Raw genomic sequence first — 12,878 nt, 5'->3', positions numbered from 1 at the left:
CCCGTCATGCAGATAAACCCTCATCTATTCATACTGCCTCGCACACCCGGCCAGATAGTCTGGGATTACAGGAGCCACAAGCAATTCGAACTAAACCTGGAATATTCCTTCCGACTTGCACAACTTATAGAGAACCCTGAAGCGTTCGACAACAGCAACATAATCGACACTCAATTCCTGAACACGGGAATACTGACAACTTCAATACAAGACACTACCGAATGGGGCTGGGATGAACTATCAAAGATATTTCATATCGGCACCAAGAACATACCTTGCGAATATACACCGCAGAACATCCATGAATGGTCGAGACACTATCTGGACCATTGCAACGAAGTATTGACCTCCAGCGCACCCGACACCGATCTCGCACACCGCGCGGCCCACGCAATGATTGCCCTGCCCACGCCCTCCGGGTTGCCGGCCGACAGCCTCGGCGATGCTCTGGTCAGCCGCAAGACCTGCCGGTCGTTCACCGGTGAAGCGGTGTCCCTCGGCGACATCAGCACCTTGCTTTACTTGTCCCTCGGTTACCTGAAAGAACGCGAAGACGACATCGATGAAACCGTCGCCGAAGGCCTGGCCGCCCGCCGCAGCAGCCCTTCGGGTGGAGGATTGAATGCCTGTGAAGGTTTTCTACTGGCGCAAAACGTCATTGGCCTGGAACCCGGACTCTACGCCTACCATCCGGCCGATCACGCACTGAGCTTCGTCAACCCACTGACCGGCTCGCCGTTGGGCCAACTAGTGTGCGGGCAACACTTCATCAACAACTTGCCCGCGGGCCTGTTCCTCAGCGCGCGCTTCGACAAACTGTGGTGGAAATACCAACACTCCCGGGCCTACCGAATGGCCTACGTCGAGGCCGGTCATATTTCCCAGACCTTCCAACTGGTGGCGACCGCACTGGGCCTGAATACCTGGCTGACGGGGGCATTGACGGACGATCAGGTCGAAACGCTGCTGGGACTTGAGGAAAGTCCGGAACAACCGTTGTTTTTTGTTGGCTGCGGCCAGAGCGACGGGCAGGTGATGTGCAAGGAGTTGAAAGCACTGTTGAACCAACAAGGCTCACAACAATGACCAGTGCCTCCCCTATTCCGGATTTCTGGGCCCAGCGTTTCACCCTGGGCGAATGGAATACCCGAGCCTCGGTGCGCGCCAGCGAGCACACCTATCTGTTGCCGCCGGACCTGAAACAGCAACTGGAAACCCGACACTGGTTCCCACCGGCCTTTCTGCCTTACCTCAGCCACCCGAGCATCGAAGCGGCGGGCCGTTCGATGATCCATCGCTTATCGGCCAACCACCTGGTGTATTTCCTCGACTACACCACCCTGCTCGAACATCGCATCGTCAACCGCGCGGTGGAAACCATCGTCCACGGTGAGCTGGATGTCAGCATCCCGTCGCGCATGAAAACCTCTGCCTTGCAGCTCTACACCGACGAAGGTTTTCACGCGCTGTTTTCCAACAGCCTCGCCGAGCAGATTGCCGATCATTACGGCATCACCCAGCGGCCAGCGATGCCACAGCGGATAACCCGGCTGAATGACCTGCTCGAGCAAGCCCCTGATCGGCACAAGGCACTGGCCTGGTTTCTGGTCGGTTTTGTCTCGGAGACGATCATCGCCAGGGAACTGCTCGAGGTTTGCCGTGATGCGCTAGTCTCCAGCGTCCAGGAAATGCTCAGGGACCACCTGACGGACGAGGCGCGTCACAGTCGCTACTTTTCGCAAGTGTTCCATTATCTGTGGCTGACCCTCAACAGCAGTCAACGCACGTTCACCGCCAAACTGCTGGTGGAAATCATTCTGCTGTTTTTTGAAGTCGATGAGCGATGGCTGAAGGAAAGCCTGCACAGCGTGGGCCTGGACGGCGCCTCTATCGCAGACATTCTCGACAGGCTGACAGGCATGCAAGCCACCGTGGTGCGAGCTCGCTCGGGGGCTGGCGCCACGCTTCAGGCATTACACAGCGCCGGTTTCTTCGACCTGCGCGCCAACCAGCAACTTTTCGCACAGGCGGGGCTCGTCGATGGATGAAGGAAAATCTGCTGTCAGTCCAGATAAACGTCGTGCCGCGGTCATCCTGTTGCTGACCATGGTGTTGCTCGGGGTCTTTCCGCTGGATGTCCTGCTGCCGTCATTTCCGGCACTGGCCGAACACTTCCGGACCACCCCGGCCGACATCGCGCTATCCATCAGCCTGTTCGCGGTCGGCATTTCCCTGTCGCAGCTGCTGATCGGGCCGTTGTCGGACACCATCGGGCGCAAGGGTCTGTTGCTGTCGGGAATGGCCGTCGCGATCATCGGCGCGATCGGCTGCGTGCTCTCCACCGAGTATTCCTGGTTCCTGCTGTTCCGCGTGGTCCAGGCCATCGGCTGCGGTTGTTTCGTGCTCACCCAAGCCCTGGTTCAAGACTTGTTCGATGGCAAGGATCGGGATCGCTTGAGGATTCTTTTGGTGACCGCCAGCGGCATCTGTATTTCCATTTCGCCACTGGCCGGGACCCTGCTGCAACAGGCCATGGACTGGCCCGGAAGCTTTGTGATCTTCATCGTCCTGGCCGGCGCGGTGTTTCTGAAAGCCTGCCTGTTTCTTGAAAACCAGCGCCCGGCCAACGTCATTCAGCGGGGCATCGTCCAGTCATACCGCCTGGTCTACCGCGATGCCGGGTTTATGGGCTATTGGCTGATCGCCTCGATTGCCTTCGCCTGCCACTTTTCCTTTATTGTCATTTCACCGCTGATTTTCATGGAGCAGTTGCACCACACGCCCTACGAATTTTCGCTGATCCTGTTGCTCTATGGCCTGGCCTACATCATTGGCGGCATCGTCGCCCGGCTTCTCGGCGGCCGGATCGCGCCGAGTGCGCAGATCGTCGTGGGCCTGAGCCTGATCTTCTTTTCCGGCCTGGTGATGCTGGTGCTTTCAACATGGTGGGGGCTGTCGACCTTCACCGTCCTGCTCCCGATGATCATTTGCACCGCCGGCACCACCATCGCGCGGCCGGTCGCCACCTCGATGGCGATGGAAGTTTTTCCGGACATGGCCGGCGCTTCGGCGTCGGCCGGCAACTCCCTGGTATTCATCTCGGGTGGTCTGATCAGCGCCCTGATCAGCCTGAGTCCCTTTGAATTGCAATTGACGCTGGCACTCGGCTTCATCGTCCTGAGCAGCGTCGGGCTGGTGGTGAGCAGTCAAATCCGCCAGCGCAGCCCGACCTTGAGCGAAGCCTGAAACGGGCGCTCGACGTCATTGCACCTCAGGTTCGGGAGCCAACGTGAGATCGCCTATTTGCACGCTCTTGTAACGCGGCTCGATGAGCTTGAAGTCACCGGCACGCAGCCGATCCAGGTTTTGTGGCGAAAGATTGGCGCCCAGCAGCACGGTGACGTATTGCCATTCACCGCTAGCGGCGCGTTTGTAGAGCAAAGCCCGGTGGTCCCACGGCTGCTGATTGAATTGCACCACTTCAGCCTGGCCATCGCCATCAAGGTCGACTCCCCACATTACGCAGCCATCATCCTGGCACTGGAGCTTGCGACTGTTGAGGCTGATGAATTGCTCGCTGCCGTCCACTTTCGGACCGATCCATTCGAGGTTCACAGGGCTTGGTGTATAGGGACGGGGCTCAACCGTGGATTCACCGGGAGTGCCTTTGATCTGGGCGCGTAGCACCTCTCGCGAAGGCGCATCGAGCACCTCATTGCGTTCAAGCAGTTCGGACAACGCCTCGAACTGCTGCCGCCCTGCCATGCCCAAACCATTGCGCAAATAATTACTATCGAACACCAGCACCGACGTGCGGCCATCCAGCAAGCGGCGCACCTGATCCCGTGCGCTGAAGGACTGGCCATTGAACCAGGGCGTATTGATCAGCACCAAGACCAGACACACGACCAAGGCCAGGGCCGGGTTGCTGCGTCGCAGCCCGTTCAGCCACAAGGCGTTGCGTTGCACCACGGCCAACACCGCAGTCAGGCTGTACGCCGCGAAAATCGCGACCAGCAGCAGGCCGGTGAAACGCCGGGGCGACAAACCGTACTGCTCGACCCGCAGCCAGCTCGAATACCCGGACAACGCCACCAGCACCGGCAAGCACAGCAAACCCGCCTCGACACAGCGCATCAGCCACGCCGGATAAGGCTTGGCCTGGCGCCCGTCCTGAAACACCCCATTGAGCAAAAACAGATAAGTCCCCACCAGGCACAACAAAATCGGGGTCGAATAGCCGGTGGCCCAGATCTTTTGCACGCCAGTAAAGGGCAGTGTCACGGTAAACAGGACCGTGATCAGGGTGATCAACGGCAACAGGAAATGACAGGCCGCCAACAAGACGCCCCGCAACATGCCGATGACTCTTTCGTTGTGCAGCCCCAGGCGCATGGCCAGGGAGAATACAAGCGGCAGGCTGAGGCAGATAAAGACCCGGGAGGAGAACTGCTCGGCAAAAAAATCGATGCCCAGCATGAGAAACAATTTGCTCCAGAGCAGCAGCAATAGGCTGAACACGCCCGTCAGCATCAGCGCAAAAAACACCACGAACACATGGCTCCAGGCGCTGTGAAACAGATCATCGTAAGCCCAGCGCCGGCCGGTGCCCGATGGCCAACTGGCGAGAAACGCACACACCACGTAGCTCAACGGCACACCGGTTAACAGCCAGTTTTCCATCAGCCAACGATTGCCGTAATCGAGGCCGGACAGTTGGACCCAGGAACTGATTGCCATCATCAACAGGCAAAATCCCAGCGTCAGGGCCAGAACCCGGCGGTCCTTGAGTTTGGGGCCGAGCAGTTGCAGGAGCAGCCCTCCAACCACTACCAGCGTCAGGCTCGCCGCCAGCACGCCGCGCGACCCGAATGATTCGACCTGCCAGAAAACCACCCCTTGGCACAGACCGACGAGCAGGTAAAACCACAACGAGCGATTGAACAGCGGCATGCCAATTCCTTTTGGTGCGATTACGCGAAGGCCGGCAGTTTAGCCAAGCGTCCCGTGCGGTGATATCCCCCTGGGAGGCTCGTTCACCTTACCGATGGTCATCCCGCACACGGCGTCAGGGCTGGATCAACACTTTGAGCCATTCCCTCCTGACGCCAGCGGTGTAGAATCGCGAGATTCATCGCCATTCATCCCCCGGCGGGTTTATGAGCTCAGGCTGAGGCAAGCGGCGATCCCGCAAAGTCATCGGCAACTTCCGGACACACGGCCATTTCTGAGTGTTCCAGACGTCAATAGAAGCTCACTCCCCTTTGATACCTGATTAGCCGCCCGGAGTGCTCCATGCCTGATTACCGCTCGAAAACATCCACCCACGGCCGCAACATGGCCGGTGCCCGCGCACTGTGGCGCGCCACGGGGATGAAAGATGACGACTTCAAGAAGCCGATCATCGCCATTGCCAACTCGTTCACCCAGTTCGTACCGGGCCACGTCCACCTCAAGGACCTCGGCCAACTGGTCGCCCGTGAAATCGAACGGGCCGGTGGCGTCGCCAAAGAATTCAACACCATCGCTGTGGATGACGGCATCGCCATGGGCCACGACGGCATGCTGTATTCGCTGCCGAGCCGCGAGATCATCGCCGACTCTGTCGAGTACATGGTCAACGCCCACTGCGCCGACGCCATCGTCTGCATCTCCAACTGCGACAAGATCACCCCTGGCATGCTGATGGCCGCCTTGCGCCTGAACATCCCGGTGATCTTCGTTTCCGGTGGCCCGATGGAAGCCGGCAAGACTAAACTGGCCAGCCACGGCCTCGACCTCGTCGATGCCATGGTGATCGCCGCCGACTCCAGCGCTTCTGACGAGAAAGTCGCTGAGTACGAGCGCAGCGCCTGCCCGACCTGCGGTTCGTGCTCCGGCATGTTCACCGCCAACTCGATGAACTGCCTGGTTGAAGCCCTGGGCCTGGCTTTGCCGGGCAACGGTTCGACCCTCGCCACCCACAGCGACCGCGAGCAGCTGTTCCTGCAAGCCGGCCGCACCATTGTCGACCTGTGCAAACGCTATTACGGCGATAACGATGAGTCGGTGTTGCCGCGCAACATCGCCAACTTCAAGGCGTTCGAAAACGCGATGACCCTGGACATCGCCATGGGCGGTTCCACCAACACCATCCTGCACTTGCTGGCCGCGGCCCAGGAAGCCGAGATCGACTTCGACCTGAAGGACATCGACCGCCTCTCCCGCCACGTACCGCAACTGTGCAAAGTCGCGCCGAACATCCAGAAGTACCACATGGAAGACGTGCACCGTGCCGGCGGGATCTTCAGCATTCTCGGCTCGCTGGCCCGTGGCGGTCTGCTGCACACCGAGCTGCCGACCGTGCACAGCAAGAGCATGGCCGAAGGCATCGCCAAGTGGGACATCACCCAGACCACTGACGAAGCCGTGCATCACTTCTTCAAGGCCGGTCCGGCGGGCATCCCGACGCAAACCGCGTTCAGTCAGTCGACCCGTTGGGAAACCCTGGACGACGACCGTGAAAACGGCTGCATCCGCAGTGTCGAGCACGCTTATTCGCAAGAAGGTGGCCTGGCCGTTCTGTACGGCAACATCGCCCTCGACGGTTGCGTGGTGAAAACCGCCGGCGTCGACGAGTCGATCCACGTGTTCGAAGGCAACGCGAAGATCTTCGAAAGCCAGGACAGCGCCGTGCGCGGCATCCTCGCCGATGAAGTGAAGGCCGGCGACATCGTGATCATCCGCTACGAAGGCCCGAAAGGCGGCCCGGGCATGCAGGAAATGCTCTACCCGACGTCGTACCTGAAATCCAAAGGCCTGGGCAAAGCCTGCGCCCTGCTCACCGACGGCCGCTTCTCCGGCGGTACCTCGGGCCTGTCCATCGGCCACGCTTCGCCAGAAGCCGCTGCCGGTGGCGCGATTGGTCTGGTGCAGGATGGCGACAAGGTATTGATCGACATTCCGAACCGCTCGATCAACCTGTTGATCAGCGATGAAGAACTGGCGGCACGCCGGGTCGAGCAGGATCAGAAAGGCTGGAAGCCAGTCGAGAAGCGCCCACGTAAAGTGACCACCGCGCTGAAAGCCTACGCCCTGCTGGCCACCAGCGCCGACAAGGGTGCCGTGCGGAACAAGGCGATGCTCGACGGGCTGTAAGTCTTAATCGTCACCATAAAAATGCCCCGCCAAGTGCGGGGCATTTTTGTTTACGCGATCCGATCGTTCCCACGCTCCCGCATGGGAATGCCTCAAGGGACGCTCCGCGTCCAGTGACGCGGAGCGTCACGGGCTGCATTCCCACGCAGAGCGTGGGAACGATCGATACGCAGATCCCCCCGTAGGAGCCCGTTAGAACTCGGGTTTGTACGTCACGCTAAACATCATGTTCCGCGGATCGCCATAGTAGTTATTCGCCGAAACCTGGCTGTACGACGGGATGAAGTACTGTTTGTCGAACAGGTTGTTCAGGTTCACTGCCAGCGTGACCTCATCACTGGCCTCATAGGCAATACGCGAATTCCAGATCGCAAACCCCGGCTGTTCGAACCCACGATCAAAACCGACGGTACGACTCTGCGCGTTGACCCCCGCACCGACGCTGACTTTGTTGAAGTCGCCCGGCAAGGTGTAATCACCCCAAATGCGCAGCATGTGCATCGGCGTAAACGTGGAAAAGACCTTGCCCTCAAGCTCCGGATCCTTGAGGAACTTGGTGGTGTTGTAGGTGTAGCTGCTGGTCAGTTGCAGGCCCGGTGCAACTTCACCGCTGATCTCCGCCTCAATGCCTTGGCTGCGAATTTTGCCGGACGCCGTCGAGCAGTACCAACCGCTGCACGCCTCGTCGCTTTCGATATCAGTGGTGAAGTCGGTGACCGCACGATTTTTGTGAATGTAGCGGAACAGCGCCAGCGAGGTGTTGAGCTGGCCATCCATCAATTCGCCCTTGATCCCCAACTCGTAGTTTTTGCCTTCGACCGGCGGCAGCCCGGTTTTTTCCTTGGTCAGCTGAACCTGAGGAATGAACACTTCGGAGTAGCTGCCGTAGACCGACCACTCATCGTTCAGCGCATACACCAGGCCGGCGTAAGGCGTGACCTCGCCGCTGGTCTTGACCGAGTTACTCTCGCCGTTGTCCTGCAGTTCACGGGCGAAGTAATTGTCCTGGTTAAACGTGTAGTCGTACCAACTGGTGCGCGCGCCGAGAATCAGGGTCAGCGGATCGGCCAGCTTGACCCGCCACGAACCGTAGAGGCCTTTCTGCCGAATGTCATAGGTGCTGGTTGCGAGGTTGGCACTGTCGGCGATGCTGTCGAAGCTCTGGTCAGGGCGGTGATGGTCGATGTCGCTGACGTCCACCCCCGGCGAAAAGGCGCGGGCATAAGCATCATCGGTGGTGTATTTCGAATAGTTGGCGCCCAGCACCACGCTTTGCTTGAACGACAAGGCTTCGAAGTCGCCGTTGACGAACACGTCCAGGCCACGGTTTTTGCCGGAAAAGTCAGTGGCGTAATCCGCAAAGCGCGGCCCGGTGGTAGTGCCGACGGGCACCGCGCCCGTGATGAACTGATACGTCGCTTCGTTGGACTCGTTCATCGCTATCGCCGACGCCTTGATTTTCCAGTTGTCGTTGAAGTGATGTTCCAGGTCCAGATACACGGCGGTCTGATCATTGAACGAGCGGTTCCAGGTTGAACCGGTGTAGGAGGAACGCGGCAAGTCCAGCGGCTTGCCATCGGTGTAACGCGGCAGGCCGAGGAAGTAAGGCCGGCCATGGCTTTTCTTGTTGCTGAAGCCGACGCCGAGCACGGTGTCGTCGCTCAGATCGAAGTCCAGCGCGCCGTACACGGTCTGTTCCCAGTTCCAGGTGTAATCGGAAAACGAATGGCCTTTCTCGTAGTTGACCACCGCGCGTCCGCGAAGGGTGCCGGTTTCGTTCAGCGGGCCACCGACATCCGCTTGCGAGGCATAACGGTCCCAACTGCCGGCCTTGGCACTCAACGTCACGGTCGGTGCGGCTTGCGGGCGTTTGCGCACCAGGTTGATCGCACCGCCCGGACTGTTGGCTCCCTGAAGCAAACCCGCCGCGCCGCGCAACACTTCCATGCGGTCGTAAATCACCATGTTTTCGGTGATGTAACTGCCCAGTGCGTAGACATCGCGAGGGACCGGCACCCCGTCGTATTGCAACGCTTCAATGTCGAAGCCTCGGGAGAACATGAACATGCCCGGGCCTGGTGACCGGATTGAACTCAGCCCGGGTACTGCTTCAATCGCCTGAGTGAGGGTGGTGATGTTGCGGTCATCCATCGCCTTGCGCGTCAGCACACTGACCGATTGCGGGATGTCCTTGAGCTTCTGGGTGCTTTTACCAATGGTGACCGCGCCGGTGGTGTAGGAACCGCTGCCTTCAGTGGTGGCTCCAAGCTGCCGGGCACTTACTTTGGTGGCGCCCAGCTCCATCGCCGACCCCGTCGCCACGCGCTTTTCCAGGGTCACGCTGTCACTGTCGATATAGCTCGCGTCCAGTCCAGTGCCGACCAATAACCGCGCCAGAGCCTCATCCTTGGCAAAACTGCCGCGCAGGCCGGGCGATCGCACACCTTGGGTCACTTCGGCCGAGACCAGCACTTGAATGCGGGTCACGTCCGAAAACGCGGCCAAGGCGGCGTCCAGCGACTGAGCCGGAATCTCGAAGCGATAGAGCTGGGCCTGCGCGGCAGGTGCGGCCTGTGCGTGGACCGGCGCGCCTGTAAATGCCAGGCCCAGAGCCAGCGTCAACAAAGTCGGCAGGCCGGGCAGGCGCCGGGCGGCAATCGGATGTCCCATGGAAGTGTCCCCAATGATCGAAGTCGGTGTGACGGCGCGGCACTACTTGAGAGTGCTTATTGTTTACGCCTCAGTGATCAAGGACGACGACCCCGCGGAAAACCCTGAAACTATTTGAGAATTATTTTCACCTGCATCTAAAACAACACAAACCTGTGGCGACCGGCTTCAAGCTCATCCTTCACGCAGCACCAGTAAATACGGGGTGTAATGGTCAGCACGCAGATGCAGGGTGTAGACCAGCGCCTTGACCACGGCGTCGGGTTTGTCGATGTCGAACACCCCGGAGACTTGCCGCTCACGCAAATCATCGCCCAGCACCAGCGTGCGACCCGGCCAGTAGCGGTTCAACTCGTCCACCACCTCGGCCAGGGGTTGCTGGCGGAACACCAGTTGGCGTTGCCGCCAGGCAAATCCGGCCGCTGGATCGAAACCATGCACCGTCGTCAGCTGCCGACTCCGATACTCGACCGCACGCCCCGGCTCCAGGTACACCGGCTCACCGCTGCCGGCGCTGACCTCAACGCGGCCCTCGGCGACCTGCACCCGAGTCTCATCGGTGCGTCGGGCAACGCTGAACTGCGTGCCGACGACTTTCACCCAACCCTCGCCGGAGGCCACGACAAAAGGCCGCGCGGCATCCTTGGTCACTTCGAACCAGGCTTCGCCCCGCAACAGGCGCACCTGCCGTTCGCCCGCACTCATTCGAATCTGAATCGCGGTATCGGTATTGAGTTGCAGCGTTGATCCATCGGCCAGCTCTACCCGGCGCGTCTCGCCGGTACCGGTCGCATAGTCGGCGCGCAGGCGATCCAGCCAAGGGGTTTGCAACGCCACCGTTCCGACCATCAACAGCACCGCGGCGGCGCACGCCCATTCGAACCATTGCCGCGCACGTGGTTTGCGCCAGCGTGCCTGCTCCTGCTCCTGCTCCTGCTCGCGGATCGACCGCGCCGGTTCGCGCAAGGCGCCGAGCAACGCCCGCACCTCCTGCCAGGCATCGTCCTGGGCCTGGCCCTGCGCCAGCCACGAGGCAAACGCATCCAGTTCGCTGGCGCTCACGTCTTCGGCCTGGAGCCGGAAATACCAGCCGGAAGCCTCGGCAAACAGGTCGTCGGCGGGCGCCGATGCTGCGGGTTCAATCATCAGGGGTTCCACGGGTACGGGTTCGCGAGTCATGGCCGCGCACCTCGGTCATCGTTCGCCAACCGTGCCTGGATAAAGGCCCGGCACTCGATCAGCGCACGACGCAATTGGTATTCGACGCTACGCGGGCTGATGGCCAGACGCTCGGCAATCTCCCGGTAGGAATGTTCGTCGACATGATAGAGCAGGAAAATCTGTCGGGTGGCCTCAGGCAGCGCGCAAATGGCATCGCGCATCAAGGCTTCGTCCTGATACGCGGACAATTGCTCCACGGCCGAAGGGCTGCTGCACGGCAGATCTTCGCTGGGTTCGCCGGTTTCCATACGCTCGCGACGAATTGTCTGGCGCTGGTGATCGCGCACCAGATTACTGGCGATGGTGAAAAGAAAGGCCGGCAGGTTGTCGATTTTCTCGCCGGATTCGAGACGCGCCAGGCGCAGGAAAGACTCCTGGGTCAGATCAGCCGCCACCTGGGCGCTGCCAGTACGACGGATGACGAAGGCTTCCAGGGCTTTCTTTTGTTCGGCGAACAGGCGGGCAATCTGCGTATTCCAGGAGGGCACAGCACTACCTTGATCGAGAGGGTCGTTCAGGAGCGCGCACGCTAGCAGAAGATGCGAGTGATTCGCAATGATCGTTCCCACGCAGAGCGTGGGAACGATCAGATGAAGGGATTACTGAATCTCTTCAGGCTTGACGATCACCCAATTCTTGTCCGCCGTCACCGGCAACCCTTCCTTGGCCTGGGCCGCGGCGTGCTTGGCCATCATGCCGTTAATCTGGGTCATGTATTTATCTTTGCGGTTGACCCACAAGTGAATGCCGCCCTTGGCCACATCGACGCTGTGGAACAGCATGTAGCCGTCGCTGCTCGGGGTATCGCCACCCACCAGCACCGGTTTTTTCCATTCATCGATGTAGGTCAGGATCGCCGCTTGCTTGCCGGCCATCCAGGTCGCCGGGGTCCACAGGTACGGGGTCAGTTCGAGGCCAAGGTTGGCCTTCTCGTCATACTTGCCGGCGGTGATCTGCTTGCGCGCGGTGGTCAGTTCGCCGGTCTTGCGGTCCTTGAGCAGCGTGGTCACGCCGATCACGTTCTGCGGTTTGACGTTGTAGCCGTACTTCGGATCGGCCGCGACCATGCGCACCAGTTCTTCGGAGGCAGCGGTCATCACGTAGACCTCGATGCCGTTCTCCATCAGCTTGTTGTACAGCTCGGCCTGGCCGGTGAAGATTTTCGGTGGCTGGACGTCGATGGTCTTGACCACATCGCCGTCGTAATAGGTGCTCGGCACCGGCTTACCGGACGCCATCAGCTCATCGACATAGCCCTTGAGCTCTTGCAGGGTGAAGCCGGAGAACACCTGGGCGACCCATGGATAGCAAACCATGTCGTCGATTTCGCAGAGGCGATAGTAGTAGCTGAACAGGCTTTCCTTGTGGTCGGCGGTGTCCTTGAACGGGATCAGCTTCAGGGAAGGATCGAGGGTTTCGCGGGTGATCAGGCCCTTGTTTTCCATGAATGGCAGCAACGACTCTTCGAGGTCGTAGCGGTAACTGGTGTTGTCCATGTCGAACACCGCGAAGTTACCCTTGTTGGCATTGGCCGCGATCATCGCGTCCAGCGCCTTGGCCTGATCGGCTGGCCAGTGCTTCAAATCCGTGGCGAACGCCTGGCTGGCGAGGCCGAAGCAGAGTGCGGCAGCCAGCATTTTCGGTGCGAATTTCATCTGCATGCTTCCTTGTAGAGAGACCCAGATTCAAAGACATCGACGCTAACAAAAAAGTGTGACAGTTCCCGCCTGCCCGCGACCGCTTGCGTCCCCTTCGCGCCAGCTGCATCCCTGTGCGCGACATCCGCTTATTCCAAAAACGACAGTCCACCTCTGTTTTTGGTATTAATTCATTAGATATCAAGCTGTTAG

The 12,878-nt window shown here is 59.8% G+C and carries 9 protein-coding genes; 4 read left to right on the top strand and 5 right to left on the bottom strand.

The features are described 5' to 3' along the window. Positions 1–6: 6 nt before the first annotated feature. From HKK52_RS22510 to HKK52_RS22500, 3 genes are read left to right on the top strand one after another with little or no spacing between them, the layout of a single operon-like run. A complete protein-coding gene (locus HKK52_RS22510; RefSeq protein ID WP_169372641.1) occupies positions 7–1,086 on the top strand; it encodes a SagB family peptide dehydrogenase in 1,080 nt (359 codons plus the stop codon). Further along, entirely contained in the window at positions 1,083–2,048 is a 966-nt protein-coding gene (locus tag HKK52_RS22505) for a diiron oxygenase (RefSeq protein ID WP_169372640.1), read from the top strand. Before HKK52_RS22510 ends, HKK52_RS22505 begins: the two co-directional genes overlap by 4 nt. Then, positions 2,041–3,246, top strand: a complete 1,206-nt coding sequence (locus HKK52_RS22500) for a multidrug effflux MFS transporter (RefSeq protein ID WP_169372639.1) — start codon at positions 2,041–2,043, stop codon at positions 3,244–3,246. The genes HKK52_RS22505 and HKK52_RS22500 overlap by 8 nt, the downstream gene beginning before the upstream one ends. A 15-nt stretch (positions 3,247–3,261) precedes the next feature. Here the strand turns inward: HKK52_RS22500 and HKK52_RS22495 are convergent, their stop codons facing one another. After that, a complete protein-coding gene (locus tag HKK52_RS22495) occupies positions 3,262–4,953 on the bottom strand; it encodes a DUF4153 domain-containing protein (RefSeq protein WP_169372638.1) in 1,692 nt (563 codons plus the stop codon). Between the two features lie 342 nt (positions 4,954–5,295). Between HKK52_RS22495 and ilvD the strand changes: the two genes are divergently transcribed. Further along, a complete protein-coding gene (ilvD, locus tag HKK52_RS22490; protein WP_054044474.1) occupies positions 5,296–7,137 on the top strand; it encodes a dihydroxy-acid dehydratase in 1,842 nt (613 codons plus the stop codon). 192 nt (positions 7,138–7,329) lie between these two features. On the opposite strand, the gene HKK52_RS22485 is transcribed toward ilvD, so the two are convergent. From HKK52_RS22485 to HKK52_RS22470, 4 genes are all read right to left on the bottom strand, one after another. Beyond that, on the bottom strand, positions 7,330–9,807 hold the full coding sequence (locus tag HKK52_RS22485) for a TonB-dependent siderophore receptor (RefSeq protein ID WP_169372637.1): 2,478 nt from the start codon (positions 9,805–9,807) through the stop codon (positions 7,330–7,332). Positions 9,808–9,981: 174 nt separating this feature from the next. After that, positions 9,982–10,986, bottom strand: coding sequence for a FecR family protein (locus HKK52_RS22480; protein ID WP_237150596.1), 1,005 nt, complete (start codon positions 10,984–10,986; stop codon positions 9,982–9,984). Further along, the gene (locus HKK52_RS22475; protein WP_169372636.1) at positions 10,983–11,516 is read right to left on the bottom strand and encodes an RNA polymerase sigma factor; all 534 of its coding nucleotides are present in this window, start codon (positions 11,514–11,516) and stop codon (positions 10,983–10,985) included. Before HKK52_RS22475 ends, HKK52_RS22480 begins: the two co-directional genes overlap by 4 nt. A 111-nt stretch (positions 11,517–11,627) precedes the next feature. Then, positions 11,628–12,683, bottom strand: coding sequence for a haloacid dehalogenase-like hydrolase (locus HKK52_RS22470; protein WP_169372635.1), 1,056 nt, complete (start codon positions 12,681–12,683; stop codon positions 11,628–11,630). Between the last annotated feature and the right edge of the window lie 195 nt (positions 12,684–12,878).

The organism is Pseudomonas sp. ADAK2, from assembly GCF_012935755.1.
GTDB lineage: Bacteria > Pseudomonadota > Gammaproteobacteria > Pseudomonadales > Pseudomonadaceae > Aquipseudomonas.
Note: the sequence above shows the minus strand (reverse complement) of the source record. Positions and strands in the feature narration are given on the sequence as shown.

Bases quoted from the DNA above. Each gene is read 5' to 3' on its own strand.
- HKK52_RS22510 (WP_169372641.1), top strand. From the start codon at position 7: ATGCAGATAAACCCTCATCTATTCATACTGCCTCGCACACCCGGCCAG.
- HKK52_RS22505 (WP_169372640.1), top strand. From the start codon at position 1,083: ATGACCAGTGCCTCCCCTATTCCGGATTTCTGGGCCCAGCGTTTCACC.
- HKK52_RS22500 (WP_169372639.1), top strand. From the start codon at position 2,041: ATGGATGAAGGAAAATCTGCTGTCAGTCCAGATAAACGTCGTGCCGCG.
- HKK52_RS22495 (WP_169372638.1), bottom strand. From the start codon at position 4,953: ATGCCGCTGTTCAATCGCTCGTTGTGGTTTTACCTGCTCGTCGGTCTG.
- ilvD (WP_054044474.1), top strand. From the start codon at position 5,296: ATGCCTGATTACCGCTCGAAAACATCCACCCACGGCCGCAACATGGCC.
- HKK52_RS22485 (WP_169372637.1), bottom strand. From the start codon at position 9,807: ATGGGACATCCGATTGCCGCCCGGCGCCTGCCCGGCCTGCCGACTTTG.
- HKK52_RS22480 (WP_237150596.1), bottom strand. From the start codon at position 10,986: ATGACTCGCGAACCCGTACCCGTGGAACCCCTGATGATTGAACCCGCA.
- HKK52_RS22470 (WP_169372635.1), bottom strand. From the start codon at position 12,683: ATGAAATTCGCACCGAAAATGCTGGCTGCCGCACTCTGCTTCGGCCTC.